The organism is Micromonospora sp. SD19 (assembly GCF_054462275.1).
Genome location: NZ_JBTLMN010000004.1, coordinates 307,099 through 332,852, shown reverse-complemented (window position 1 = coordinate 332,852; position 25,754 = coordinate 307,099). Strand labels below are relative to the sequence as shown.

Genomic DNA, 25,754 nt, shown 5'->3' with positions numbered 1-25,754 from the left:
CCCTTTCGGTGGTTCGGGGAACTACATGCTGGAGATGTCAGCCTGCTTGGCACGGACGGCCTCGGCGGCCTCCTTGAGGCTGGCCAGCTCGTCGGCGTCCAGGTCGGTCTCGACGACCCGCTTGACGCCCTGAGCGCCGATCTCGGCCTCGACACCCAGGTAGACACCGGAGATGCCGTACTCGCCGTCGACCCAGGCGCAGACCGGCATGACGTCGCCGGAGTCCTCGGCGACGGCCTTCGCCATCCGGGCCGCGGCGGCGGACGGGGCGTAGTACGCCGAACCGGTCTTGAGCAGGGCGACCACCTCGGCGCCACCGTTGCGGGTCTTGACGACCAGCTCCTCGATCTGCTCGGCCGGCATCACGTCACGCAACGGCTTGCCGTTGACGGTGCTCTTCGAGGGCACCGGGACCATCGTGTCGCCGTGCGAGCCCAGGGTCAGCGTGCGTACCGACGCCACCGGCACGTTCAGCGCCTCGGCGACGAAGTTGCTGAACCGGGCGGTGTCCAGCATGCCGGCCTGGCCGAGCACCCGGTTCTTCGGGAACTGGGTGGCGAGCTGGGCCAGCGCGGTCATCTCGTCCAGCGGGTTGGAGACCACGATGACGACGGCGTTCGGGGCATACTTGGCGACGTTCTCGGCGACCTGGCGGACGATCTTGGCGTTGGTCTCCAGCAGGTCCATCCGGCTCATGCCGGGCTTGCGCGGCAGACCAGCGGTGATCACGACGACGTCGGAGCCCTCGATCTGCTCGTAGCCCTCACCGTTGGGGCCGGTCGTCACGCCGACGACCTTGGTCTCGAAGCCCTCGATGGCCCGCGACTGGTTGAGGTCGAGTGCCAGGCCCGCGGGCTTGCCCTCCACGATGTCGGTGATCACTACGGTGTCGAAGACGTCGTACTCGGCCAGGCGCTGTGCGGTGGTGGAGCCGTAGAAGCCAGCCCCGACGACAGTGACCTTCTTACCCATGGTCGTCCCACTCCCTGATACCAGTCGGTTTTCCGGACCGTATCAGTCATCCTGGCACCGATCCGGCCAGGGGCGGCGGGCATCGCCGGGATGGGGCGAACGTCACCGCCGTCCTGGTTCGGTGCGCCGACGTGCGGGTCAGCCGCGCTCGGCGCGCTCCACGACATTGGTGAGCAGCATGGCCCGGGTCATCGGGCCCACGCCGCCGGGCATGGGGACGAGCGCGCCGGCCGTCTGGACCACCTCCGGGTCCACGTCGCCGGTGTAGCGGCCCTTGCCGTCCGCGCCGATCACGCGGGTGATGCCGACATCCACCACCACCGCGCCAGGGTTGATCATGTCGGCGGTGAGCAGACCGGGTACGCCGGCCGCGACGATGACGATGTCGGCGGCGCGGGTGTGCGAGGCGAGGTCGAGGGTGCCGGTGTGGCACAGGGTGACTGTGGCGTTCTCACTGCGCCGGGTGAGCAGCAGGCCGAGTGGGCGCCCGACGGTGTTGCCCCGGCCGACCACGGCGACGGTGGCACCGCGCAGCGCCACGTCGTGCCGGCGGAGCAGCTCGACGATGCCGCGCGGGGTGCACGGCAGCGGCCCGTCGTAGCCGAGCACGAGCCGACCCAGGTTGACCGGGTGCAGGCCGTCGGCGTCCTTGTCCGGGTCGATCAACTCCAGCACCCGCTGGGTGTCGAGGTGGGCCGGCAGCGGCAACTGGACGATGTAGCCGTGGCACGCCGGGTCGGCGTTCAGCTCGGCCAGCACGTCGTCGACCTGCTGCTGGGTGGCGTCGGCCGGCAGTTCGCGGCGGATCGAGGCGATGCCCACCTCGGCGCAGTCGCGGTGCTTGCCGTTGACGTACGCCTGGCTGCCCGGATCCGCCCCGACCAGGACCGTGCCGAGCCCCGGGGTGATGCCGCGTTCCGCGAGGGCCTTCACCCGAATGCGCAGCTCGTCCTTGATCTCCGCTGCGGTTGCCTTGCCGTCCAGAAGCGTCGCCGTCACGACCAGATCGTCTCACGACCGGCACCCGCGGTTCAGACGACCTCAGCTCGGGGCGGTCCGCCGCCAGTGCCAGGTGCTGGTTGCCCAACGTTCGGGCCGAGCCGAACTGACTACCGCCTGCGTGACGGTGTGTGACGTGTCGCTAGTCACTCTCGGTTACAGTTTGTGGGTTCGATCACTGTCGAACCAGACAGACCGGGTCGGCGAAACGGAGACCGGACCTTCGTCCCAGCAGGTGTCAAGCCAACCCAACCGAGCCCAATCAGCTCGCCAGCCGCCCGAATATCCGCAGGATATTGCCAGTAAACCCGGTTTCGGCTAGCAGATTCACCCGCCTTCGACAAGGAGGGAGAGCCCGGACCGTTACCCACCCGCAACCGCGCCGTTGCCGAAGGCTCGCCGCCGACCTACCGTTACCGCTTGTTGCGCAGCGTAACCCAGCGTCGGGCTTGACTGCGCAGCGTGAGGAGATGAGGAGGCTCAATGCGAGTTCGTAGACTCGCCGCCTGGACCGCCCTCCCGCTCGCGGTGACGCTGGGCCTCGCGGCCTGCGGCAGCGGCGGAGACGGTGGATCCGGTGGCAGCGACAGTTCGGTGGTCAGCATCCAGATCGCCGAGCCGAAGCACCTGGTTCCCACCAACACCACCGAGACGTCGGGTTCGCAGGTCATCGCCGGCCTGTTCAGCCCGCTCGTCGACTACGACGCCCAGAACAAGCCGTACGAGGTCGCGGCCGACTCGGTCACCTCGACCGACAACAAGGTCTGGACGATCAAGCTCAAGGACGGCTACACCTTCCACAACGGCGAGAAGGTCACCGCCCAGAGCTACATCAACGCCTGGAACTACGGCGCGTACGGCCCCAACGGTCAGGACACCAACCCGTTCTTCGAGAAGATCGCTGGTTACGCGGACCTGCAGGGCAAGGAGCCGAAGGCCAAGGAGATGTCCGGGCTGAAGAAGGTCGACGACCTCACCTTCACCGTGACGCTCAACGAGCCGTACATCGACTTCAAGACCACGCTGGGCTACAACGCGTTCTTCCCGATGCCGGACGCCGCGTTCTCGGCTCCGGGCGTGCTCAAGGACTCCTACGAGCAGGCGCCGATCGGGCAGGGCCCCTTCAAGATGAAGGGCACCTGGCAGCACGACAGCAAGATCGAGGTCGAGCGCTACGACGCCTTCCCGGGTGAGAAGCCCAAGGTGAAGAACGTCGAGTTCCGGATCTACCAGCAGCTCACCGCGGCCTACGCGGACGTCCTGGCGGACAACCTGGACGTGCTGCCCACGATCCCGACCGAGAGCCTGAGCACCGCGCCGAGCGACCTGGGTGACCGGTACAAGACCAGCCCGATGTCGTCGTTCCAGTTCCTGGCGTTCCCGACGTTCGACAAGGACTACAGCAACCCGGACGTCCGCAAGGCCATCTCGATGGCGATCGACCGTGACGAGATCACCAAGTCGGTCTTCAAGGGCTCGCAGACGCCGGCGCGCTCCTTCGTCTCGCCGGTCCTGCCGGGCTACCGGGACGACACCACGGGTAAGTCGGGCGAGTTCAACCCGACCGAGGCCAAGAAGCTCTACCAGGCCGCCGGTGGTCCGTCGAAGATCGTCATCTCGTACAACGGCGACGGCGGGCACAAGGACTGGGTCGACGCCACCGTCAACCAGCTCAAGACCAACCTGGGCGTGGACGCGGTGGGTTCGGCCGAGCCGAAGTTCGCCGACCTGCTCACCAAGGTCGAGAACAAGACGCCGGTGGGTGCGTTCCGGATGGGTTGGGTCATGGACTACCCGACCATGGAGGACTACCTCGGCCCGCTGTACAGCACGAACGGCTCGTCGAACTACTACGGCTACAGCAACCCGGAGTTCGACAAGCTGGTCAAGGAGGGTGCCGCCGCCAAGACGCAGGACGAGGCGATCGCCAAGTACCAGCAGGCGGAGGACATCCTGGCCAAGGACATGCCGGTGATCCCGCTCCGCTTCGGCGAGAACGTGTTCGGCCACTCGTCCAAGGTCAAGAACGTCGAGATGGACCTGTTCCAGCGGGTCAACCTCGTCAAGATCGAAGCAGCCAGCTGAGCTGAGCATGGTGCGGGCCACCCGGGCGACGAAGCCCGGGTGGCCCAATCCGCGCCACCGAGGCCGGGCCGCAGCAGCGGACCCGGCGTCGGTGGTGCCGGCTCCCCCGGGCCGGACGGCACGTCTCCGACATTTCGGGTACGACCAGAGATGCCGTCCTGCGACCCTTTCGCACATTTCCGGAGAGACTGCTAAGCATGTTCCGCTACATCCTGCGGCGCCTACTGCAGATGGTCCTGGCCTTCTTCGGGACCACCCTGATCGTCTACGCGCTGACATTCGCCGGGCAGGGCGACCCGATCCAGGCGCTCGCCGGCGAACGCCCGGTGACGCCGGCGCAACGGGCGTACCTGACCGAGAAGTACCACCTGGACGCCACCGGCGTCGGCGGCTTCTTCTACCGCTACTTCGACTACGTGAAGAACCTGCTCCAGGGCAATCTGGGCGAGTCACTCACCGGTCGGAACATCGGTGACATCCTCCAGCAGGCCTGGCCGGTCACCGTGCGGCTCGCGCTCATCGCGCTCGCAGTGGCGATCATCTTCGGCGTCACCGCCGGTGTGCTCGCCGGCATCCGCCGGGCCAGCATCTTCGACAACTCGACGCTCGTGCTGACCCTGCTGGTGCTGGGCATCCCGACCATCGTGCTGGCCCCGCTGGCGCAGTACCTCCTGGGCGTCAAGTGGCAGCTCTTCCCACCCACCGCCGGCTCCGACCCGACGTTCTACGCGCTCCTGCTGCCGGGCATCGTGCTCGGCTCGCTGTCGCTGGCCACCGCCCTGCGACTCACCCGGGCCTCGGTGGCGGAGAACCTGCGCGCCGACTACGTCCGGACCGCCCGGTCCAAGGGCCTGGTCAAGCGGCGCATCGTCATCGTCCACGTGCTGCGCAACTCGCTGATCCCGGTGGTCACCTTCCTCGGTGTGGAACTGGGCAACCTGATGAGCGGCGCGATCATCACCGAGGGCGTCTTCAACATCCCCGGCGTGGGCTTCAACCTCTTCCGCGGCATCCGCACCGAGGACGGCCCCCTGGTGGTGGGCATCGTCAGCGTGCTCGTCGTGGTCTACCTGGTCTCGAACCTGGTGGTGGACGTCCTGTACGCCGTACTCGACCCGAGGATCCGCTATGAGTGACCGCAGCGAGGTGCCGGCATGAGCGACTTTGAGACCGTGGCGGCCACCGAGAACCAGGCCGCGCGACGGGGCCCCTCGGGTGAGCCGGGAACCCCCAACCAGGTCGGCGCCGCGAACAAGCCCCGCAGCCTGGCCGGGGACGCCTGGCGCGACCTGCGCCGCAACCCGATCTTCTGGATCTCGCTGGCGCTGGTGGTCATCTTCACCCTGATGGCGCTGCTCCCCGGCGTGTTCACCGCCAACAGCCCGAACGACTGCCTGCTCTCCCGGCAGCACGCCGGGCCGTCCGGCGGGGCCATCTTCGGGTACGACTTCCAGGGCTGCGACACGTACTCCCGGGCGGTCTACGGCACCCGGGCGTCGCTGCTGGTCGGCGCCCTGGCCGCGCTCGGCACCGGGATCATCGCGCTGGTGGTCGGCATGCTGGCCGGCTACTTCGGCCGCTGGGTCGACGCGGTGCTCTCCCGGGTGATCGACGTGGTGCTCGGCATCCCGCTGCTGCTGGCCGCGATCGTGCTGCTCAAGCGGGTCTCCAGTGACAGCCAGTGGGCGCGCATCGGCGCTGTCGTCTTCGTGTTGGCCCTCCTCGGCTGGACCACCGCCGCCCGCGTGGTCCGGTCGTCGGTGATCACCGCGAAGGAGCAGGACTACGTCGCGGCGGCCCGGATGCTCGGCGCCGGCAACAGCCGGATCATGTGGCGGCACATCCTGCCGAACTCGCTGGCCCCGGCGATCGTGGTACTGACCATCGCGCTCGGCTCGTTCATCGCGGCCGAGGCGACGCTCTCCTTCCTCGGTATCGGCCTGAAGGCGCCCACCATCTCGTGGGGGCAGGACATCGACACCGGCCGGATCCACATGCGGGAGGCGGCCACCCCGTTGATCGTCCCGTCGACCTTCCTGGCGTTGACAGTGCTGGCGTTCATCATGCTCGGCGACGCGATCCGTGACGCCTTCGATCCGAAGCTGCGGTGATCCCTCATGACCATCAATCCCACGCCCGCCTCCGCCACGCCCGAGGGCGGCCACCTGTTGGAGTTGCGGGACCTGCACGTCGAGTTCCGCACCAACGAGGGTGTCGCCCGGGTGATCAACGGCGTGTCGTACCACCTGGACGCCGGCGAGACCCTCGCGGTGCTCGGCGAGTCCGGCTCGGGCAAGTCGGTCACCGCCCAGGCGATCATGGGCATCCTGGACACCCCGCCCGCGTTCGTCCGCTCCGGCCAGATCCTCTACCAGGGCGAGGACCTGCTCACCCGCTCCGAGGAGCAGCGCCGGCAGGTACGCGGCAAGGAGATCGCGATGATCTTCCAGGACGCGCTCTCCGCCCTCAACCCGGTCTTCCCGGTCGGTTGGCAGATCGGTGAGACGCTTCGTCAGCGCGCCGGCATGTCCCGGGCCGACGCTCGACGTCGTGCCATCGAGCTGATGGATCTGGTCAAGATTCCGGGTGCCGCCAAGCGGATCGGGGACTACCCGCACCAGTTCTCGGGCGGTATGCGGCAGCGCGTCATGATCGCCATGGCGTTGGCGCTGGACCCGAAGGTGCTGATCGCCGACGAGCCCACCACGGCGCTCGACGTGACGGTGCAGGCCCAGATCATGGACCTGCTCGCCGACCTGCGCCGCGAACTCAACATGGCGATGATCCTGATTACCCATGACCTGGGTGTGGTCGCCGGTGTCGCGGACCGGATCGCGGTCATGTACGCCGGCCGGATCGTCGAGCACGCCGACGTCCGCTCGCTCTACAAGGCGCCCGCCCACCCGTACACCAAGGGGTTGTTGGAGTCGATCCCGCGCCTGGACGTCCGCGGCCAGGAACTGTCGACGATCAAGGGGTTGCCGCCGAACCTGATGCGCATCCCGTCCGGCTGCCCGTTCCACCCCCGGTGCCCGTACGTGCAGCAGGTCTGCGTGGACGAGGTGCCGCACGACCTGGTCCTCGGCGACGGCCGGACCAGCGCTTGCCACTTCGCGCAGGAGGTCCGTGATGACAGCGTCGCCCGCTAACCCCACCAAGGTCCGCGGCGAGACCATCCTCTCCGTCGACAACCTGGTGAAGCACTTCCCGATCACTCAGGGCGTGCTGTTCCAGCGGCAGATCGGGGCGGTGAAGGCCGTCGACGGGGTGAGCTTCGAGCTGCGTCGGGGCGAGACGCTCGGCGTGGTCGGCGAGTCCGGCTGCGGCAAGTCCACCCTCGCCCGACTGCTGATGCGGCTGGAGACGCCCACCTCGGGGCGCGCCACCCTGGAGGGCAGGGACCTGTTCAAGGCCTCCGGGGGCGAACTGCGCCGGTTGCGCCGCAACATGCAGATGGTCATGCAGGACCCGTACACCTCGCTGAACCCGCGGATGACGGTCGGCGACATCATCGGCGAGCCGTTCGAGATCCACCCGGATGCGGCGCCGAAGGGCAGCAAGGCCAAGCGGGTCCAGGAGCTGTTGGACCTGGTCGGGCTCAACCCGGAGCACATCAACCGGTACCCGCACCAGTTCTCCGGCGGTCAGCGTCAGCGCATCGGCATCGCTCGTGCGCTCGCGCTGAAGCCCGAGGTGATCGTCTGCGACGAGCCGGTGTCGGCGCTGGACGTCTCCATCCAGGCGCAGGTGATCAACCTGCTCAAGCAGCTGCAGGGTGAGCTCGGGCTCTCGTACATCTTCATCGCGCACGACCTGTCAGTGGTGCGGCACATCGCCGACCGCGTCGCCGTGATGTACCTCGGTCGGATCGTCGAGATCGGCACCGAGGACGAGATCTACGAGCGGGCCACCCACCCGTACACCCAGGCTCTGCTCTCTGCCGTGCCGGTGCCGGACCCGGAGGCCCGGGACCAGCGCACCATGATCCGGCTGGTCGGCGACGTGCCCAGCCCGGCCGACCCGCCGAGCGGATGCCACTTCCGGACCCGCTGCTGGAAGGCCCAGGAGATCTGCGCCGTGGAAGACCCGCAAACGGTCCCCCGGGCGGCCGACCCGCACCCCTCCGCCTGCCACTTCGCCGAACTACGCCCCACCCCGGCCTGACCCACCCGGCCGACCCCGGCCCGCCGCCCACCCACGGCGATCATGAGGTTGACGGGCCGTTTCATCCGGCTTGTCGCCCGTCAACCTCATGATCAACCCATTGGGCGGTGGGCCCGGGGGGGCGGGGGGCGGGGGGTTAGTGGAAGAAGTGGCGGGTTCCCGTTAGGTACATGGTCACGTTGGCCTTCTTGGCCGCCTCGATGACCTCTTCGTCGCGGATCGAGCCGCCCGGCTGGACGATGGCACGGACGCCGGCGTCGATGAGGATCTGCGGCCCGTCGGCGAACGGGAAGAACGCGTCCGAGGCGGCGACCGAGCCGCGGGCCCGGTCGGCACCGGCACGGGTGACCGCCAGCTGCGCCGAGTCGACCCGGTTGACCTGACCCATGCCGACCCCGACGGTGGCGCCGTCCTTGGCGAGCAGGATCGCGTTGCTCTTCACCGCGCGGACCGCCCGCCAGGCGAACGCGAGGTCCCGCAGCAACTCCTCGTCGGCGGCCTCACCGGTCACCAACCGCCAGTTGGCCGGATCGTCACCGGGGGCGTCCACCCGGTCGGCGACCTGGGCCAGCACGCCACCGGTCACCTGCCGCACCTCCACCCGGGCCGGCGTCCAGGCCGGCGCCCGCAGCAGCCGGATGTTCTTCTTGCCCTGCAACACCTCGACCGCGCCCTCGTCGAAACCGGGGGCGACCACCACCTCGGTGAAGATCTCGGCGACCTGCCGGGCCAGCTCGACCGAGACCGGCCGGTTGACAGCGATGACGCCACCGAACGCCGACACCGGGTCGCAGGCGTGCGCCAGGCGGTGCGCCTCGGCGATGTCAGCGCCGATGGCGATGCCGCACGGGTTGGCGTGCTTGATGATCGCCACCGCCGGCTGGTCGGCGAAGTCGTTCGCGGCCCGCCAGGCGGCGTCCGCGTCGACGTAGTTGTTGTACGACATCTCCTTGCCGTGCAGCTGCTCCGCCTGGGCCAGCCCCGCCGGGGCGTCCGGGTCGACGTAGAGCGCTGCCGGCTGGTGCGGGTTCTCGCCGTAGCGCAGCACCGCCGACTTACGCAGCGCCGAACCGGTGAACGTCGGCCAGGAGTCGTCGGCCGGCGCCAACTCCCGGGCGCACCACTGCGCGACGGCCACGTCGTACTCGGCGATGTCGGCGAACGCCCGCGCCGCCAGCGCACGACGCTGGGCCAGTGTGAAGCCACCCTCGCTGAGCGCGTCGACCAGCGCCGGGTAACCGGCCGGGTCGGTGAGCACGGCGACCGAGGCGTGGTTCTTGGCGGCGGCCCGCACCATCGCGGGGCCACCGATATCGATCTGCTCCACGCACTCCTCGACGCCGGCGCCGGAGGCGACTGTCGCCTGGAACGGGTAGAGGTTGGAGACCAGCAGGTCGAACGCCGCCACGCCCAACTCGTCGAGCTGCGTGACGTGCGTGTCCTTGCGCAGGTCCGCGAGGAGACCCGCGTGCACCTTCGGGTGCAGGGTCTTCACCCGGCCGTCGAGCACCTCGGGAAACCCGGTCACCGTCTCCACCGGCGTCACCGGCACCCCGGCGGCGGCGATGGTGCCCGCGGTGCTGCCGGTGGAGACGATCTCCACGCCGGCCGCGTGCAGGGCCTGAGCCAGCTCGACCAGCCCGGTCTTGTCGTAGACGCTGACCAGCGCCCGCCTGATCGGGCGGCGCCCGTCCTGAGTGGGACTCACGGAACCGTGACCTTCCTTCCGGTGATGGTCCAGCCTTCGCGGACCAGGCGACCGACCTGCTCGACGAGCTGGCGCCGCTCGGCTTCCTTGATGCGCTCGGTGAGCGTGTCCACGTCGTCGTCGTCCAGCACCGGCACCGCGACCTGCGCGACGATCGGCCCGGTGTCCATGCCGGCGTCGACGAAGAAGAGGGTGGCCCCGGTGAGCTTCACGCCGTAGGCGAGGGCGTCACGCGGGCCGTGGATGCCGGGAAACGCCGGCAGCAGCGTGTTGTGGGTGTTCAGGTAGCGGTCGCCGAAGGCGGCGAGAAAGTGCGGCCCGACCAACTTCAGGAAACCGGCCGAGATGACCAGGTCGGGTTGATGCTTCGCGACGTGCGCGGTGAGCGCACGGTCCCAGGCCTCCCGGGTGTCGTGGTCGCGGACCCGCTCCACGAACGTCGGCACCCCCGCCGCCTCGGCCCGGTCCAGGCCCGCGATGCCGTCGCGGTCCGCGCCGACCGCGACGACCTGCGCGCCGTACGCGGGGTCGGCGGCGGCATCCAGCAGCGACTGAAGGTTGCTCCCGGAGCCGGAGATGAGGACGACGATGCGGGCGACAGACGCGGGCTCGGTCACCGGGTCACCCTATCGGCAGGTCAGGGATGCCCATCGGCTGGGCGGCGCGCCGTCATCAGCAGCGACCACGTGCCTCGACCCGGTACGCTGCCGCTCGCTCGGGCTGAACGCCGCACCGGCCCACACACCGCCCCTGATCCGGCACAACGAAGCGGCCGACAAGGGCTGTTCACGTGCTTTGGGAAAGAATGTCCTCCGGCCGCATCACTGGGCATTGGGAGGACTGACCGCGATCATGGATGGAAACAAAGAGCACCAACTGACGGAACCCAGTTCAAGGAGCTTCTCGAATGCAGCCCGGTAACCCCGGTCAGGACCCGTACGGCCAGCAGCCCAACCAGGACCCGACCGCTCCCCAGCCGCCGGCCGCCCCGTACGGCCAGCAGCCCACCTCGGGACAGCCGTACGGCCAGCAGCCCAACCAGGACCCGTACGCCGCACCGCAGGCACCGTACGGTCAGCAGCCCACCTCGGGGCAGCCGTACGGCCAGCAGCCGCCGTACCAGGACCCGTACGCCCAGCAGCAGCCCCCGTACGGCGCCCCGACGTACCCGAACGCCGGGTACCCGCAGGCGCAGGGGCAGAACAACACCCTCGGCCTGGTGTCGATGATCCTCGGTATCGCGTCGATCCCGCTGGTCTGCTGCCTGTACCTGGGCATCCCGGTCGGCATCGCGGGCATCGTGACCGGTTATCTCGCCAAGCAGAAGGTGGCGCAGGGCCAGGCCAACAACGCCGGCCAGGCCAAGGCCGGTCTGATCTGCGGCGCGGTCGGCGTCGGGCTGGGCATCCTGCTGCTCATCCTGAGCGTCGTGGCGCAGGTCAACCTGCCCACCCAGCCCTGACGGGCTCGGATTCGACGGGGCGTTCCGGGTTCACCCGGGGCGCCCCGCGCTCGTCTACTGTGCCGGCCTGCGGGTCAGCACGCGGGTGGCGGCGGCGCCCAGGAGCGCGCCGGCCGCGATGACACCGGCCGCCACCGCACCGACCTGCCAACCCACCGGCCCGACCTGGGCCAGCCGACCGGCGCCGAGCGGCCCACCGGAGACCGCGGCGGCCGCACCGAGCACCACCCCGGCCACCGGCCCGGCCAACGCCGCCGGTGCCAGCAACTGGGCCCAGCGTCCGGCGGCCCGCTCCGGCCCGGCGAGTCGAGCCACCCGACGGGCGAGCAGCCAGCCGGCGACCATTCCGGCCAGCACCGGCACCGCGAGCAGCAGCGCGCCGAAGCCGTCCACCGGGCCGCGCGGCAGGCCAGCGAGCAGCGGCACGGCCGGCAGCGCGCCGACCGACACCTCGCTGGTGCGCACCGCGGTGTCGGTCCCGACCGCGAAGCCCGGCCCCAGCAGGTAACTGGTCGACCAGACCGCCGCGTTGGGCGCGTAGGCGACGCTGACCAGTGTGATGCCGGCCTGCCCGGCGACCCCGGTCCGGTACGCCCCGATCATGTCGGCCGCGTCGCCGCCGCCGGTGGCCACCGCCAGGCCGGCCGCGCCAGCGCCCGCGCCGAGCAGCAGCAGCCCGGCCACCAGACCGGTGCGCACACCGTCGCGCACCGGGCCGGGCAGCCCTGCGACGAGCAGCCGGGTCACGGCGGTGATCCGGACCGCGCCGACCAGCGCGGCGAGTGTGCCGACCACCGCGAACGTGGCGCCCGCCCGGATCAGCGACACCTCCGGTCCGCCGGTGCCGACCAGCACCGCCGCGAGCGCGCCGAGCAGCGCGTACGCGATGCCGACAGCAGCCGCGGCGAGCAGTGCCCGACGGGGCGAGCGGGTGTCGCGGGCGCCGATCGCCCGGCTGACGTGCACGCCGGCACGGGTCAGCCGCCAGAGCGCGAGCACCGTCAGCGCGAGCGGGGCGAGCCCGAGCGGGCCGGACTCGGTGCGCAGGGGCACACCGTGCCCGAGCAGCCAGCCGGCCAGCGCGGTGCGCAGGGTGCCGGTCAGCGTGGTGGAGTCCGTGCCGAGCTGCACCAGGCCGAGCACGATGGCGACCGGCAGGTAGGACGTGAGCGCGGCCCAACAGGCGGCCACCCCGGCGGCGACGGGCAACGGCGCACGCCCGCGCGGCGACCCACCCGCGCGGGGCGCGGGCACCCGCCGGGCCGACGCGGCACGGTCGACCGGCCGGTCGTCGGCGCTCACACCGCCGGGACGGCTGGGACGATCAGGGGTGACGGGGGACATCAGCTCTACTCTGGCACGTCGCGCGGGCGGTGGCAGTCCGTTAACCCCTCCTAAGGACCGCGAGTTCACCGAACCGGCGTCCTGCCCACCCGGGCCGGTCTAGCCTCGGCCCAGAGGGGGCGCGAGTCGCCGCCACCCGGGACGGGTCCGCCGGCCGGCGTCCGGGCCGGCGCGTCGCCCATGAGCGTTCGGAGGAAGTTGTGACGACGCCATACCCGCCTCCCCCGCCACCACCGGCGCAGGGACGCGACCGGACCACCCTCTGGGGCGTGCTGGGCATCGTGCTGGGGCTGATCTGCTGCGGCATCCTCGGCATCATCTTCGGCTACCTGTCCATCCGCGACGCCCGGCGGTACGGGCAGTCGCCGTTGCTCGGTTACCTCGCCATCGCGTTCGGCGTGATCAACATCATCGGCGGCGCGATCCTGCGGGCGACCGGCAACTACCCGTTCTGGAACAACGACTGACCGGCGGCGAGCACAGGTACGCCGAAGGGGGTCGACCGCGACCGGTCGACCCCCTTCGTGTTGCCTGACCGGCTCAGCTGCCGGACATGATCTCCCGCATCAGCTTCGCCGTCTCGGTCGGCGTCTTGCCGACCTTGACGCCGACCGCCTCCAGCGCCGCCTGCTTCGCCTCGGCGGTGCCGGCCGAGCCGGAGATGATCGCCCCGGCGTGACCCATGGTCTTGCCGGGAGGCGCGGTGAAGCCGGCGATGTAGCCGACCACCGGCTTGGTGACGTTCGCCTTGATGAACTCGGCGGCCCGCTCCTCGGCGTCGCCACCGATCTCACCGATCATGACGATGGCGTCCGTCTCCGGGTCGGCCTCGAACGCCGCGAGGGCGTCGATGTGGGTGGTCCCGATGATCGGGTCGCCGCCGATGCCGACGCAGGTGGAGAAGCCGATGTCGCGCAGCTCGTACATCATCTGGTAGGTCAGCGTGCCGCTCTTGCTGACCAGACCGATCCGGCCGGAGCCGGTGATGTCGGCCGGGATGATGCCGGCGTTGGACGCGCCCGGCGAGGCGATGCCCGGGCAGTTCGGCCCGATGATCCGGGTCCGCTCGCCCTGCGCCACGTTGTACGCCCAGAACGACGCGGTGTCGTGCACCGGGACGCCCTCGGTGATCACGACCGCCAACGGGATCGCGGCGTCGATCGCCTCGACCACGGCGGCCTTGGTGAACTGCGGCGGCACGAAGATGACGGTGACGTCGGCCCCGGTCTCGGCCATCGCGTCCGCCACGGACGCGAAGACCGGCAGCTCGGTGCCGTCGAAGTCGACAGTCTGGCCCGCCTTGCGCGGGTTGACGCCGCCCACCACGTTGGTGCCGGCGGCCAGCATCCGCCGGGTGTGCTTGGAACCCTCGGAACCGGTCATCCCCTGGACGATGACCTTCGAGTCCTTGGTCAGCCAGATAGCCATGATCAGACCCCCGCAGCTGCCAGCTCGGCGGCCCGCTCGGCCGCACCGTCCATGGTGTCCACCCGCTGCACGAGCGGGTTGTTCGCGCTGTCCAGGATCGCCCGGCCAGCCTCGGCGTTGTTGCCGTCGAGCCGGACGACGAGCGGCTTGGTGACCCGCTCGCCGCGCTGCTCCAGCAGGGCCAGCGCCTGGATGATGCCGTTGGCGACCTCGTCGCAGGCGGTGATGCCGCCGAAGACGTTGACGAAGACGCTCTTCACGGCCGGGTCGGAGAGCACGATCTCCAGCCCGTTCGCCATCACCGCGGCGCTCGCGCCGCCGCCGATGTCGAGGAAGTTGGCCGGCTTGACGTTGCCGTGCCGCTCACCGGCGTACGCGACCACGTCGAGGGTCGACATGACCAGACCCGCACCGTTGCCGATGATGCCGACCTCGCCGTCGAGCTTGACGTAGTTGAGGTCCTTGGCCTTGGCGGCCTGCTCCAGCGGGTCCACAGCGGCCTGGTCGACCAGGGCCTCGTGGTCCGGGTGCCGGAACGCCGCGTTCTCGTCCAGGCTGATCTTGGCGTCGAGCAGCAGCATCCGACCGTCGCCGTTCTTGGCGAGCGGGTTGACCTCGACCAGGGTGGCGTCCTCGGCGACGAACGCCTGCCACAGGCCGACGGCGATCTCGACCACCTGGTCGGCGACAGCGGTCGGGAAGCCGGCAGCGGTCACGATCTCGCGGGCCTTGGCCTCGTCCACGCCCTTCACGGCGTCGATCGGGGCCTTCACGACCTTGTCGGGGGTGTCGGCGGCGACCTGCTCGATGTCCATGCCGCCGGCGACGCTGGCGATGCAGAGGAAGGTGCGGTTCGCCCGGTCGAGCAGGTACGAGAAGTAGTACTCCTCGGCCACGTCCGCGGTCACGGTGATCATGACCTTGTGGACGGTGTGACCCTTGATGTCCATGCCGAGGATGTCGGTGGCCCGAGCCACCGCCTCATCCGGGCCCTCGGCCAGCTTGACGCCGCCGGCCTTACCTCGGCCGCCGACCTTTACCTGCGCCTTGACGACCACACGGCCGCCGAGGCGTTCGGCGATCGCGCGGGCCTCTTCCGGGGTAGTGGCGACGCCGCCGGCCAGCACGGGCAAGCCGTGCCGCTCGAACAGGTCCCGCCCCTGGTACTCGTACAGGTCCACGATTGCGCGTCCCGTCCCGTCTCCGCGGCGCGCCGTCGCGCCGCCACCAGCGTTCAGAAAACAGTTTGACGCCTGTCATCAGTTGAAACAGGCCATTGGCCGCAGCCTAGCGAGGTCGGCACCGCCGGCAACCGAGCGGGTGCACGGTGTGCGGTAATGCACAACCGGACATCAGGTGTGGCCGGTTTCCGGTCATCACCCGGGTGACATCCACCGTCCGAGCGATGTTGTCCGGCTTGCGTAACCCTGCCGTGGGGGCGTCGTTGAGTCAGATGTCGGAGCGCTGAACAGCGCAATGACGGGAGACGGCCGATGCCCTGTCGGTCGAGGGGTGGCGGCGGGGCATCGTGCATAGAGGGGCCGGACGTGTGAGGGGTGCGTCCGGCCCCTCCCCCGTGCCCAGATCCGGTCGCCTGGCGTGTTTCTCAGGAAACCGGCTGGGCCACGTTCTGCCGGACCCAGTCGACAATCGCCTGAGTGGTGGCGCCCGGCGTGAAGATCTTCGCCACGCCCAGCTTCTCCAACTCGGGAATGTCGCCGTTCGGAATGATGCCGCCGCCGAACACGACGATGTCGCGGGCGTCCCGCTCAGCGAGCAGTTCCAGCACCCGCCGGAAGAGCGTCATGTGCGCGCCGGAGAGCACGGACAGGCCGACCGCGTCGGCGTCCTCCTGGATGGCGGTTTCCACGATCTGCTCGGGAGTCTGGTGCAGGCCGGTGTAGACGACCTCCATCCCGGCGTCCCGCAGGGCGCGCGCGACGACCTTCGCGCCTCGGTCGTGGCCGTCCAGGCCAGGCTTCGCGACGACGACCCGGATACGAGAGCTCATCAGCGCACACCTTTCACCGGCTTGACCGCCTTCACCTTAACGAACGGTAACCCGGCGGGCCCGGCCCGGGAAATCCGGGCTCCGTCACCGGCCGTTACCCGGCGCAGCCGCCCGGCAACCCCGGGTGCTCAGGCCGCGAACCCTCCCGCCACCTCCTGGACAGTGCCGTCGACACGATCCCGGCGCGGTGCGGAGTCAAGCCGGACGAGTCCGCCGGAACGGTCACGCTCGGCGACGAACGGGCAGCGACGGGGGCACCGTTCGGCGTCGCGATGCATGACAATCATGGACGCAAACGGACAGATCGACACGCCAATTTCTCGCTCTAGCTTGTGACTCGCCTGGCGAATGGCTAACGTGTCCACGGTTGTCATCAGGTCCATGGACGGGTGACGACGCGGTCAGCGGACGTTCACTGGAACTTCAGAGGACGCCCACCGGCCGCTTCGGAACCCCGACAACGGAGGGTGTGCGTGCGCCAGCGCCTGTCGTCTGAGCCCGATCGATATCGCGGTCGCCGCCGCGTACCCACCCCACCCCGCAGCCGTTACGCCGCTGTCGTCACCACCGCGTTCGTCGGTGCCGGCATCGTGGCCCTCGGCGCAAGCGCCCTGCCGGACGCCAAGGACGTCAGCCCGTCGGTCCTCGACGAGCTCAAGCAGGCGTCGGTCACCAGCCAGGATGCCGCTGCCCGTTCGGAGAACGCCGACCGCGCCTCCCGGGACAGCCGCAAGGAGGACAGCGCCGAGCCCGAGGTCTGGCTGCTGCCGCTGCAGGGCTACGACTTCAACTCCCCGTACGGGATGCGCTGGGGCAAGCTGCACACCGGCGTCGACCTGGTCGCCGCCGAGGGCACTCCCTATGTGGCGATCCACGATGGCCTGGTCACCAAGGCCGGCTGGTTCGGCGGGTACGGCAACGCGGTGATCGTCCAGCACGCCGACGGCAGCGAGGCCATCTACGGCCACTCCTCCGCGGTCAGCGTGAAGGAAGGCCAGCAGGTCAAGGCGGGCGACCAGCTCGGCCTGGTGGGTCAGACCGGCCACGCGTACGGCACCCACCTGCACCTGGAGATCCATGTCAAGGGGCAGCCGAAGGACCCGGTGCCGTTCCTCCAGGAGCGCGGAGTGGACATCAAGCTGCAAGTCGAGGCAATTTACAGCGAGGTAGCCGCCTCCTGACGCTTCGTCACGACCGTTGACCGCCCGGATCTGTCGATCCGGGCGGTTTTTCGTGCGGCGGCTCTGGCTGATGTATCCCGGGTCACAGCGGCGATTGTGACCGACGCCACGGGCAAACATGATCACTTTTCCGGAAGTAGCGCACCAGAGCGGGTCATATCCGGGCAGCCGGCCGTCCGTTGGTGCTCCGACCGTTCGGTCCCCGCGCCTGCCGCAACTCGGCCCGACACCAGTATTTCGAGGTCAAGTGCCCCTCGACTGTGAAGGTCCGCCGTGCAGGAAGACAGCCCCGTCCAGAACGAGAACACCCCCGACACCAGCCAGACCGCGCAGCCGCGGCGCACCGGCCGACGGAACCGCCTCATCGTGCTCGGGGCCGCCGCCCTGGTAGCCCTCGGCCTCGGTGGGGTCGCCGTCGCCACCAGCGGCACCGACCACCCGGCACCCGCCGCCGTCTCCCTCGACACCCAGTCCCGGGCCGAGGCCGCGGGCCGGGCCGACCGCTCGGTACGCGAGTCGAGCGCGCCGGCCACCCCCTCGATCAGCCCGACGCCGAGCCCGTCCGCGGTCAGCGCCAGCCCGACCCCCACCAGGACGGCCGTCGCGAAGGCCAAGCCGAAGCCGAAGAAGACCACCAAGCCCGCGCCTGCCTGGGTCAACCCGATGCCGGGAGCAGCCGTCACCTCCTGCTACGGGCAGCGCTGGGGCACCCTGCACGCCGGTATCGACCTGGCGCTGCCCTCCGGTACGCCGATCCGCGCCGCCGCCGCGGGCACCGTGACCCAGGCCGGCGACGCCTCCGACGGGTACGGCAACTCCGTCTTCGTCGACCACGGCAACGGCTACCTGACCCACTACGCCCACCAGAGCCGCATCGCGGTCACGGTCGGGCAGGCGGTCAAGGCCGGCCAGGTCATCGGCTACGAGGGCGCCACCGGCGACGCCACCGGCCCGCACCTGCACTTCGAGGTGCACCAGGGCATGTGGAACCAGATCGATCCGGCCCCGTTCATGCGGGCGCGCGGCGTCGACCTGGGCTGCTGACGCCTGCACGTCTCCGGAACAACATCAGGGAAAGAGTGGCCTCAGACAGCGCTGAGACCACTCTTTCCCTGATCTGGTGCGATCTCCGGCGTGCCGGGTCAGAGCTTGTCGACCGGGGCGTGCCGAAGCACCAGCCACATGGTCTGGTCGCCGAAGTCGATCTGCGCGCGGGCACCCGGGCCGTGGCCCTCGACGGCGAGCACCCGGCCCAGCCCGTACCGCTGGTGATTGACCCGGTCGCCCGCTGACACCTTCGGCCCCTGCGGCAGCTCGCTGGCCGTGGTCAGCCGGCTGGCGTCCACGCCGAGCCGCTGGGCCAGCTGCGCCGCCTTCGGCGTGCCACCGGTGAAGGTGCCACGGCCGCCGGGCGCGCGGTCCGCACGGCCGCCGACGCCGCCGCCCCCGCCGGCCCACGAGGTGTACGACCCCTCGGTGCGCTCCCAGTGCACCAACTCGGTCGGCAACTCCTCCAGGAAGCGCGACGGCGGGTTGTAGGACGGCTGCCCCCAGGCCGAGCGGGTCACCGCCCGGGAGAGGTAGAGCCGCTGCCGAGCGCGGGTGATGCCGACGTACGCCAGCCGGCGCTCCTCCTCCAGCTCGCGGGTGTCGCCGAGCGAGCGCAGGTGCGGGAAGACGCCGTCCTCCAACCCGGTCAGGAAGACCACCGGGAACTCGAGCCCCTTGGCGGTGTGCAACGTCATCAGGGTGACCACGCCCTGGTGGTCGGGGTCGTCGGAGGGGATCTGGTCGGCGTCGGCGACCAGCGCCACCTGCTCCAGGAAGCCGGCCAGGGTGGCCCGCTCCCCGTCGGCGCCGAGCGCCTCGATCCGCTCGGTGTACTCGCGGGCGACGCTGACCAGTTCCTGGAGGTTGTCCACCCGACCGGCGTCCTGCGGGTCCAGGCTCTCCTCCAGCTCGGTGAGGTAGCCGGAGCGGGTCAGCAGCGCCTCCAGCACCTCCTCGGGGGTGCCGGTCTCGGCCAGCTCACGGGCGCCGTCGAGCAGCGCCACGAAGTCGGCGATGCCGTTCGCCGCCCGGCTGGAGATGCCCGGCGCCTCCCGGGCCCGGCGCAGGGCCGCGCCGAAGGAGATCCGATCACGGCTGGAGAGCGCCTCGACACACGCCTCGGCCCGGTCGCCGATCCCCCGGCGCGGGGTGTTGAGCACCCGCCGCAGGCTCACCGTGTCGTCGTCGTTGACCACCGAACGCAGGTACGCCAGGGCGTCGCGGACCTCCTTGCGCTCGTAGAAGCGCACCCCGCCGACCACCTTGTAGGGCAGGCCGACGCGGATGAACACCTCCTCGAAGACGCGGGACTGGGCGTTGGTGCGGTAGAAGACCGCCACATCGCCGGGGCGGGTCTCGTCGGCGTCGACCAGCCGGTCGATCTCGCGGGCCACCCAGTCGGCCTCGGCGTGCTCGGTGTCGGCCACGTAGCCGACGATCTGCTCGCCGGCGCCGGCCTCGCTCCACAGCCGTTTGGGTTTGCGGGAGGTGTTGCGGTCGATCACCGCGTTGGCCGCGTTGAGAATCGTCTGGGTGGAGCGGTAGTTCTGCTCCAGCAGGATCGTCCGGGCGTCGGTGAAGTCCCGTTCGAACTCCAGGATGTTGCGGATCGTCGCACCCCGGAACGCGTAGATCGACTGGTCGGCGTCGCCGACCACGCACAGCTCGGCGGGCGCCAACCCGTCGGTGCCGGAGACCAACTCCTTGATCAGGACGTACTGGGCGTGGTTGGTGTCCTGGTATTCGTCCACCAGCACGTGCCGGAACCGCCGCCGGTAGCTCTCCGCGACGTGCGGGTGGGACTGGAGCAGGTGCACCGTGGTCATGATCAGGTCGTCGAAGTCCAGGGCGTGCGCCTCACGCAACCGGCGCTGGTAGAGCGTGTACGCCTCGGCCAGTGCCCGCTCGTTGGGGCCGGTGGCCCGCGCCGCGAACTGCTCCGGGTCGACCAGCTCGTTCTTGAGGTTGGAGACCTGGGCGGCGAGCCCTCGCGCCGGGTAGCGCTTCGGGTCGAGATCCAGCTCGCGGGTCACCAACTGCATCAGCCGGCGGGAGTCGTCCGCGTCGTAGATCGAGAACGTCGACTTGAGGCCGGCGTGCTCGTGCTCGGCGCGCAGGATCCGCACGCAGGCCGAGTGGAACGTCGACACCCACATCAGGCGGGCCCGGGGGCCCACCAGCGCGGCGACGCGCTCCTTCATCTCGCCGGCGGCCTTGTTGGTGAAGGTGATCGCGATGATCTCACCGGGGTGCACGTCCCGAGCGGCGAGCAGGTAGGCGATCCGGTGCGTGAGCACCCGGGTCTTGCCCGACCCGGCGCCGGCCACGATCAGCAGCGGCGAGCCGGCATGACTGACGGCGTCGCGCTGCGGCCCGTTCAGCCCGTCGAGGAGCTGCTGCGGATCGAGACGCGCGGCGACCGCCCCGGGTCGGTGCGGGCGGACCGGCGCGGACTCCGGCGCAGGCGGGGACGCGGGGATGTCGAAGAGAGGATGCATCGCCCGACAAGTCTATGCCGCCGGCCCGACACTGCGCCTTCGGCGCTCAGCGGCTCATGCCCGACACCGCGCACCACCACCGGGTGCGCCCACCGTCGGGAAAGCTGCCCTTCTCGACCCGGACTGCTTGCGCGCCGGGCAACGACGTGGGCATACTCGACGGCGTGATCGCTGCGCGCTACTACTTTTACTATGGCACCGGGAGTCCGGCTGTCGTAGGTCGCGCCTGATCGATTCAGACCTGCTAAAGCCCCGGGCTCCTGGAGTCCGGGGCTTTTTCCGTCCCAGGTTCCGGGCACCGGGCACCACACTGCGAGAGGTACCCGATGATGACAGACGTGATGGAGCAGAGCGGCGGCCCGACCCGACCGGGGCAGCCCGCAGCGCAGGGCGCTGGGCCGGTGGCGGCCACACCGCCGACGGGTGGGCACACCGAACCGGCCGAGCAGCAGACCGGCACCGAGGAGCCGTCCGCCTCCGCGCGGATCGTGCAGATCAGGGAACGGATCGACGAGATCGACAACGCGTTGATCACGCTCTGGCAGGAGCGGGCCGCGTTGTCCCAGGAGGTCGGGGCGACCCGGATGGCGTCCGGTGGGACCCGCCTGGTGCTCTCCCGGGAACGGGAGATCCTGGAGCGGTTCCGGGTCGCGCTCGGCGCCGACGGCACCCAGCTGGCCCTGCTGCTGCTCCGCGCCGGCCGCGGCCCGCTGTGAGCCACACCGGCCGGCGGTCGGATCACCCGACGCGCTGAACCATGGCCGCGTGCAGCACTCGTCCAGGGGTCTCTGACAGACGAAACCGCCTGCCGTCGTCGCGATGACGGCGGCAGGCGGTTTCGGTGACTCACACCTCGTGGGTGGCGACGATCTCACGCTTCTCGGCGAAGTGGCAGGCGCTCGGGTGGTCCGAGCCCGGCCGGATCTCCAGCAGCGGGACCTGCTCGGCGCAGACGTCCTGCGCCTTCCAGCAGCGGGTCCGGAACCGGCAGCCCGAGGGCGGGCTGATCGGCGACGGCACGTCACCCGTGAGCCGGATGATCGTCTTGTTGTGCCGCTGCGTCGGGTCCGGCACCGGCACCGCGGAGAGCAGAGCCTGGGTGTACGGGTGGGTCGGCCGCTCGTAGATCTCGTCCTCGGTGCCGATCTCCACGATCTTGCCGAGGTACATCACCGCGACCCGGTCCGAGAGGTGACGGACCACCGACAGGTCGTGCGCGATGAAGACGTACGACAGCCCGAACTCGCCCTGCAGCTGCTCCAGCAGGTTCATGACCTGGGCCTGGATGGAGACGTCGAGCGCCGACACCGGCTCGTCGCAGACGATGATCTCGGGCCGCAACGCGAGCGCACGGGCGATGCCGATGCGCTGACGCTGACCGCCGGAGAACTGGTGCGGGTACCGGTTGATGTGCTCGGGGTTGAGCCCGACCAGGTCGAGCAGCTCCCTGACCTTGGCCCGGCGGCTGCCCTTCGGCGCCACCTCCGGGTGGATCTCGAACGGCTCACCGAGCAGGTCACCGACGGTCATCCGCGGGTTCAGCGAGGTGTACGGGTCCTGCATGACCAGCTGGATCTGCCGGCGCAGGCGCCGCAGCGCACCACCGGACAGCTTGGAGATGTCCTGACCCTTGTAGAGGACGCTGCCTTCGGTCGGCTTCTCCAGGTTCATCAGCACCCGGGCGAGCGTCGACTTGCCGCAGCCGGACTCGCCGACCACGCCGAGCGTCTCGCCGGCGCGCAGATCGAAGGAGACCCCGTCGACCGCCTTGACCTGACCGACGGTCTTCTTGAACACCACACCCTGCGTCACGGGGTAGTGCTTGACCAGGTCACGGACCTCGAGGATGTTCTCAGACACGGTTCACCAGCTCCTCGGCGAAGTGGCAGGCGCTGGCCCGGGCATTGCCCACCTGCAGCAGCGGCGGGACCTTCTCCCGACACACCGGCTGAGCCATGGGGCAGCGCGGGTTGAACGGGCAGCCCGGCGGGATGTTCATCAGGTTCGGCGGGAGGCCCTTGATCGTCCGGAGCTGCTGCCCCTTCTCGTCCATCCGCGGGATCGAGTCGATCAGACCCATCGTGTACGGGTGCGCCGGCTTTGCGTACAGGTCGTACACGTCCGCTTCCTCGACGATCCGGCCCGCGTACATGACCGCGATCCGGTCCGCGACGTCGGCGACCACGCCGAGGTCGTGGGTGATCAGGATCATGCCCATCTGCCGCTCACGCTGGAGCTCGGCCAGCAGGTCCATGATCTGGGCCTGCACGGTCACGTCGAGAGCGGTGGTCGGCTCGTCCGCGATCAGCACCTCCGGGTCGAGCGCCAGCGACATCGCGATCATCGCGCGCTGCCGCATACCGCCGGAGAACTGGTGCGGGTAGTTGTTGAACCGACCCTTGGCGTTCGGGATCTTGACCTGGTCGAGCATGTCGATCGCGCGCTTCTTGGCCTCCGCGCGACCCATGCCCCGCCGGACCCGGAACTGCTCGGCGATCTGGAACCCGACGGTGAAGACGGGGTTCAGCGCGGAGAGCGCGTCCTGGAAGATCATCGCGATGCCCTCGCCGCGGATGCGGCGGCGCTCCTCGTCGGACATGCGCAGCATGTCCTTGCCGTGGAAGCGGACCTGCCCACCGGTCACGAAGCCCGGCGGCGTGTCGAGGATGCCCATGATGGTCTGCGCCGTGACGCTCTTACCGGAGCCGGACTCGCCGAGCACGGCGAGGGTCTCCCCCGCGTCGACGTGGTACGTGACCCCGTTGATGACCTTTGCGACGCCGTCCCGGGTACGGAACTCCACCCGCAGGTCGTCGACCTCGAGCAGCCGGCCGGAGGGACGCCCGGAGCCGCCGGATCCCGGCGCTGACTGCTCGGACACGAGAATGTCGGACAACTGGATCTCCCCTAGCGGAGTTTCGGATCGAGGGCCTCGCGGACCGACTCACCGAGCATCACGAAGCTCAGCACTGCGGTGACGAGGAACGCGGCGGGGAAGAACACCAGCCCCGGCGCGACCCGGACGAACTGCTGCCCATCACTGATCATGATGCCCCAGGACACCACCGGCGACTTCAGACCGACGCCCAGGAACGACAGCGTGGCCTCGGCGCCGATGAACGAGCCGACCATGATCGTGCCGTAGACCAGCAGTGGGGCCAGGCAGTTCGGCAGCAGGTGCTTGAGGATGATCCGGCCGGTGCCGGCACCCAGTGCGCGGGCCGCGACGATGTAGTCGGCCTCCTTGGTGGCGAGCACCGAGGAGCGCATCAGCCGCATCACGACCGGCCAGCTCAGCACGATCAGCGACGCGATCACCAGGCCCATGATCTGGGCCTTGCTGTTGCCGGAGCCCGACCCGTTGAACGTGGTCAGGATGACGATCGCGCCGAGCACGAAGGGCAGACCGAAGAAGACGTCGGCGATCCGGCTCAGCAGCGCGTCCACCCAACCACCGCGGTAGCCGGAGATGATGCCCATCGTTCCGCCGATGAGCAGGGTGCCCAGCACGGAGAGCACGGCGACCACGACGGAAGCCCGTGCGCCGTAGATGACCCGGGCGTAGACGTCACGGCCCTGCACGTCGTAGCCGAACCAGCCATTGGCCGACGGCTTGTCGAGGCTGCGGGACAGCGAACCGTTGACCGCGTCGCCCGGGGCGAAGAGCGCCGGGAAGGCCGCCATCAGCAGGAAGATCAGGATCAGCGTGGCCGAGATCCAGAACAGCGGCTTGCGCCGCAGGTCACGCCAGGCGTCGGCGAGCAGGCCGCGCGGCTTCTCGTTGCTCTGCGGCTGACCCGCGGTGGCGGGGGCGGCGGAGTCGGTCGGGTGTGCGCCAGGGGTGCTGACGATCGATGCGGTACTCGGGTCACTCATAACGGATCCTCGGGTCCAGGGCGGCGTAGAGCAGGTCAACCAGCAGGTTCATCACGAGATAGACCAGCACCAGGACGACCACGATTCCTACCACCGTGGCGCTTTCCTTGGTGATGATCGCCCGGAAGACCTGGCGGCCGATTCCGTTGATGCCGAAGATTCCCTCGGTGACGATCGCGCCACCCATCAGGGCGCCGAGGTCGGTGCCGAGCAGGGTCACCACTGGGATGAGCGAGTTGCGCAGCAGGTGCACGCCCACCACCCGGCGCATCGGCAGGCCCTTGGCGATCGCGGTACGCACGTAGTCCGCGCGACGGTTCTCCGCGATGCTCGTTCGTGCCACCCGGGCGATGTACGCCACCGACGCGCTACCGAGCACGAAGCCCGGCACGATCAGCTCGGACCACCGCATCTCCGAGGAGACGGTCGGCTTGATGATGCCCCACTGCACACCCAGCAGCCACTGCAGCACGAAGCCGACCACGAAGACCGGCAGCGCGATCAGGAAGAGGGTGGAGACCAGGACCAGGTTGTCCAGGAAGCCGTTACGCCGCAGGCCGCTCAGCACGCCGGCACCGAGGCCGATGATCGCCTCGATGGCGAGCGCCACGAGCGCCAGCTTCAGCGTGTTCGGGTACGAGGTCATGATGATGTCGCTGATCTCGCGCTGCGAGAAGGTCTGACCGAAATCGCCCTGGAGCAGGTTCTTCATGTAGCTGCCGTACTGCACGAAGACGTTCTGGTCGAGGTGGTACTTCTCGGTCATGAAGGCGATGTACTGGTCCGGGCAGCGGCGCTCACCGCACTTGCCGGCGAACGGGTCGCCGGGGACGGCCCAGACGAGCCAGTAGATCAGGAACGTCGTACCGATGAAGACCGGCACGAGTTGGAGCAGCCGTCTCAACAGATAACGGCCCATGGGGTGGTCCTCCAGACAGGGGGCGCGTCGGACGGCCGACACGGTGGTGACAACGTG

The 25,754-nt window shown here is 69.8% G+C and carries 23 protein-coding genes; 10 read left to right on the top strand and 13 right to left on the bottom strand.

Annotated features, from left to right (window positions below; genetic code table 11):
- Positions 1-21: 21 nt before the first annotated feature.
- Together mdh and ACX27O_RS17120 are read right to left on the bottom strand one after the other, a co-directional pair.
- Positions 22-972, bottom strand: a complete 951-nt coding sequence (gene mdh, locus ACX27O_RS17125) for a malate dehydrogenase (RefSeq protein WP_030338361.1) — start codon at positions 970-972, stop codon at positions 22-24.
- Between the two features lie 138 nt (positions 973-1,110).
- Positions 1,111-1,971, bottom strand: a complete 861-nt coding sequence (locus ACX27O_RS17120; RefSeq protein WP_030338359.1) for a bifunctional methylenetetrahydrofolate dehydrogenase/methenyltetrahydrofolate cyclohydrolase — start codon at positions 1,969-1,971, stop codon at positions 1,111-1,113.
- A 483-nt stretch (positions 1,972-2,454) separates the two neighbouring features.
- Between ACX27O_RS17120 and ACX27O_RS17115 the strand changes: the two genes are divergently transcribed.
- The 5 genes from ACX27O_RS17115 to ACX27O_RS17095 all read left to right on the top strand — a co-directional run bounded on the left by ACX27O_RS17115 (position 2,455) and on the right by ACX27O_RS17095 (position 8,220).
- Positions 2,455-4,056, top strand: coding sequence for a peptide ABC transporter substrate-binding protein (locus ACX27O_RS17115; RefSeq protein WP_030338356.1), 1,602 nt, complete (start codon positions 2,455-2,457; stop codon positions 4,054-4,056).
- Between the two features lie 197 nt (positions 4,057-4,253).
- Positions 4,254-5,192, top strand: coding sequence for an ABC transporter permease (locus tag ACX27O_RS17110; protein ID WP_030338354.1), 939 nt, complete (start codon positions 4,254-4,256; stop codon positions 5,190-5,192).
- Positions 5,193-5,210: 18 nt separating this feature from the next.
- Positions 5,211-6,167 carry an ABC transporter permease gene (locus tag ACX27O_RS17105; RefSeq protein ID WP_030338353.1) on the top strand — a complete coding sequence of 319 codons (957 nt, stop codon included), beginning with the start codon at positions 5,211-5,213 and terminating at the stop codon, positions 6,165-6,167.
- Between the two features lie 6 nt (positions 6,168-6,173).
- Positions 6,174-7,205, top strand: a complete 1,032-nt coding sequence (locus ACX27O_RS17100) for an ABC transporter ATP-binding protein (RefSeq protein WP_030338351.1) — start codon at positions 6,174-6,176, stop codon at positions 7,203-7,205.
- Positions 7,186-8,220, top strand: coding sequence for an ABC transporter ATP-binding protein (locus ACX27O_RS17095; protein WP_210858648.1), 1,035 nt, complete (start codon positions 7,186-7,188; stop codon positions 8,218-8,220). Before ACX27O_RS17100 ends, ACX27O_RS17095 begins: the two co-directional genes overlap by 20 nt.
- A gap of 136 nt (positions 8,221-8,356) precedes the next feature.
- Here ACX27O_RS17095 and purH read toward each other — a convergent pair whose 3' ends face one another.
- Both purH and purN read right to left on the bottom strand, forming a co-directional pair.
- The gene (purH, locus tag ACX27O_RS17090) at positions 8,357-9,928 is read right to left on the bottom strand and encodes a bifunctional phosphoribosylaminoimidazolecarboxamide formyltransferase/IMP cyclohydrolase (protein ID WP_210858646.1); all 1,572 of its coding nucleotides are present in this window, start codon (positions 9,926-9,928) and stop codon (positions 8,357-8,359) included.
- Positions 9,925-10,545, bottom strand: coding sequence for a phosphoribosylglycinamide formyltransferase (gene purN / locus ACX27O_RS17085; RefSeq protein ID WP_030337827.1), 621 nt, complete (start codon positions 10,543-10,545; stop codon positions 9,925-9,927). Before purN ends, purH begins: the two co-directional genes overlap by 4 nt.
- 290 nt (positions 10,546-10,835) lie before the next feature.
- Between purN and ACX27O_RS17080 the strand changes: the two genes are divergently transcribed.
- Positions 10,836-11,390: a DUF4190 domain-containing protein gene (locus ACX27O_RS17080; protein WP_030337828.1), complete on the top strand. Its 555-nt coding sequence runs from the start codon at positions 10,836-10,838 to the stop codon at positions 11,388-11,390.
- A gap of 54 nt (positions 11,391-11,444) precedes the next feature.
- On the opposite strand, the gene ACX27O_RS17075 is transcribed toward ACX27O_RS17080, so the two are convergent.
- Positions 11,445-12,734, bottom strand: coding sequence for a cell division protein PerM (locus ACX27O_RS17075; protein ID WP_030337829.1), 1,290 nt, complete (start codon positions 12,732-12,734; stop codon positions 11,445-11,447).
- A gap of 200 nt (positions 12,735-12,934) precedes the next feature.
- Between ACX27O_RS17075 and ACX27O_RS17070 the strand changes: the two genes are divergently transcribed.
- Positions 12,935-13,201 carry a hypothetical protein gene (locus ACX27O_RS17070; protein ID WP_030337830.1) on the top strand — a complete coding sequence of 89 codons (267 nt, stop codon included), beginning with the start codon at positions 12,935-12,937 and terminating at the stop codon, positions 13,199-13,201.
- Between the two features lie 73 nt (positions 13,202-13,274).
- Here ACX27O_RS17070 and sucD read toward each other — a convergent pair whose 3' ends face one another.
- From sucD to ACX27O_RS17055, 3 genes are all read right to left on the bottom strand, one after another.
- Positions 13,275-14,162, bottom strand: a complete 888-nt coding sequence (sucD, locus tag ACX27O_RS17065; protein WP_030337831.1) for a succinate--CoA ligase subunit alpha — start codon at positions 14,160-14,162, stop codon at positions 13,275-13,277.
- 2 nt (positions 14,163-14,164) lie between these two features.
- Positions 14,165-15,343, bottom strand: coding sequence for an ADP-forming succinate--CoA ligase subunit beta (sucC, locus tag ACX27O_RS17060; RefSeq protein WP_030337832.1), 1,179 nt, complete (start codon positions 15,341-15,343; stop codon positions 14,165-14,167).
- A 425-nt stretch (positions 15,344-15,768) separates the two neighbouring features.
- Positions 15,769-16,173 carry a cobalamin B12-binding domain-containing protein gene (locus tag ACX27O_RS17055; protein WP_030337833.1) on the bottom strand — a complete coding sequence of 135 codons (405 nt, stop codon included), beginning with the start codon at positions 16,171-16,173 and terminating at the stop codon, positions 15,769-15,771.
- A 473-nt stretch (positions 16,174-16,646) separates the two neighbouring features.
- Here ACX27O_RS17055 and ACX27O_RS17050 point away from each other — a divergent pair, with 473 nt between their 5' ends.
- Both ACX27O_RS17050 and ACX27O_RS17045 read left to right on the top strand, forming a co-directional pair.
- Complete coding sequence (locus tag ACX27O_RS17050) at positions 16,647-17,354, top strand: M23 family metallopeptidase (RefSeq protein ID WP_030337834.1); 708 nt, start codon at positions 16,647-16,649, stop codon at positions 17,352-17,354.
- A 273-nt stretch (positions 17,355-17,627) separates the two neighbouring features.
- Entirely contained in the window at positions 17,628-18,398 is a 771-nt protein-coding gene (locus tag ACX27O_RS17045; protein ID WP_030337835.1) for a M23 family metallopeptidase, read from the top strand.
- A gap of 98 nt (positions 18,399-18,496) precedes the next feature.
- Here the strand turns inward: ACX27O_RS17045 and pcrA are convergent, their stop codons facing one another.
- Positions 18,497-20,902, bottom strand: coding sequence for a DNA helicase PcrA (gene pcrA / locus ACX27O_RS17040; RefSeq protein ID WP_458939729.1), 2,406 nt, complete (start codon positions 20,900-20,902; stop codon positions 18,497-18,499).
- 326 nt (positions 20,903-21,228) lie between these two features.
- Between pcrA and ACX27O_RS17035 the strand changes: the two genes are divergently transcribed.
- On the top strand, positions 21,229-21,618 hold the full coding sequence (locus ACX27O_RS17035; protein WP_030337837.1) for a chorismate mutase: 390 nt from the start codon (positions 21,229-21,231) through the stop codon (positions 21,616-21,618).
- A 130-nt stretch (positions 21,619-21,748) separates the two neighbouring features.
- Here ACX27O_RS17035 and ACX27O_RS17030 read toward each other — a convergent pair whose 3' ends face one another.
- The 4 genes from ACX27O_RS17030 to ACX27O_RS17015 are packed head-to-tail and all read right to left on the bottom strand — an operon-like array spanning position 21,749 to position 25,697.
- A complete protein-coding gene (locus ACX27O_RS17030) occupies positions 21,749-22,762 on the bottom strand; it encodes an ABC transporter ATP-binding protein (RefSeq protein ID WP_357639996.1) in 1,014 nt (337 codons plus the stop codon).
- The gene (locus tag ACX27O_RS17025) at positions 22,755-23,783 is read right to left on the bottom strand and encodes an ABC transporter ATP-binding protein (RefSeq protein WP_030337839.1); all 1,029 of its coding nucleotides are present in this window, start codon (positions 23,781-23,783) and stop codon (positions 22,755-22,757) included. Before ACX27O_RS17025 ends, ACX27O_RS17030 begins: the two co-directional genes overlap by 8 nt.
- A 26-nt stretch (positions 23,784-23,809) precedes the next feature.
- Positions 23,810-24,778 carry an ABC transporter permease gene (locus ACX27O_RS17020; protein ID WP_030337840.1) on the bottom strand — a complete coding sequence of 323 codons (969 nt, stop codon included), beginning with the start codon at positions 24,776-24,778 and terminating at the stop codon, positions 23,810-23,812.
- A complete protein-coding gene (locus ACX27O_RS17015) occupies positions 24,771-25,697 on the bottom strand; it encodes an ABC transporter permease (protein WP_030337841.1) in 927 nt (308 codons plus the stop codon). Before ACX27O_RS17015 ends, ACX27O_RS17020 begins: the two co-directional genes overlap by 8 nt.
- Positions 25,698-25,754 lie beyond the last annotated feature (57 nt).

Coding starts and splice junctions, on each gene's coding strand:
- mdh (WP_030338361.1), bottom strand. CDS start 972: ATGGGTAAGAAGGTCACTGTCGTCGGGGCTGGCTTCTACGGCTCCACC.
- ACX27O_RS17115 (WP_030338356.1), top strand. CDS start 2,455: ATGCGAGTTCGTAGACTCGCCGCCTGGACCGCCCTCCCGCTCGCGGTG.
- ACX27O_RS17110 (WP_030338354.1), top strand. CDS start 4,254: ATGTTCCGCTACATCCTGCGGCGCCTACTGCAGATGGTCCTGGCCTTC.
- ACX27O_RS17105 (WP_030338353.1), top strand. CDS start 5,211: ATGAGCGACTTTGAGACCGTGGCGGCCACCGAGAACCAGGCCGCGCGA.
- ACX27O_RS17100 (WP_030338351.1), top strand. CDS start 6,174: ATGACCATCAATCCCACGCCCGCCTCCGCCACGCCCGAGGGCGGCCAC.
- ACX27O_RS17095 (WP_210858648.1), top strand. CDS start 7,186: ATGACAGCGTCGCCCGCTAACCCCACCAAGGTCCGCGGCGAGACCATC.
- ACX27O_RS17080 (WP_030337828.1), top strand. CDS start 10,836: ATGCAGCCCGGTAACCCCGGTCAGGACCCGTACGGCCAGCAGCCCAAC.
- ACX27O_RS17075 (WP_030337829.1), bottom strand. CDS start 12,734: ATGTCCCCCGTCACCCCTGATCGTCCCAGCCGTCCCGGCGGTGTGAGC.
- sucD (WP_030337831.1), bottom strand. CDS start 14,162: ATGGCTATCTGGCTGACCAAGGACTCGAAGGTCATCGTCCAGGGGATG.
- ACX27O_RS17055 (WP_030337833.1), bottom strand. CDS start 16,173: ATGAGCTCTCGTATCCGGGTCGTCGTCGCGAAGCCTGGCCTGGACGGC.
- pcrA (WP_458939729.1), bottom strand. CDS start 20,902: ATGCATCCTCTCTTCGACATCCCCGCGTCCCCGCCTGCGCCGGAGTCC.
- ACX27O_RS17035 (WP_030337837.1), top strand. CDS start 21,229: ATGATGACAGACGTGATGGAGCAGAGCGGCGGCCCGACCCGACCGGGG.
- ACX27O_RS17020 (WP_030337840.1), bottom strand. CDS start 24,778: ATGAGTGACCCGAGTACCGCATCGATCGTCAGCACCCCTGGCGCACAC.
- ACX27O_RS17015 (WP_030337841.1), bottom strand. CDS start 25,697: ATGGGCCGTTATCTGTTGAGACGGCTGCTCCAACTCGTGCCGGTCTTC.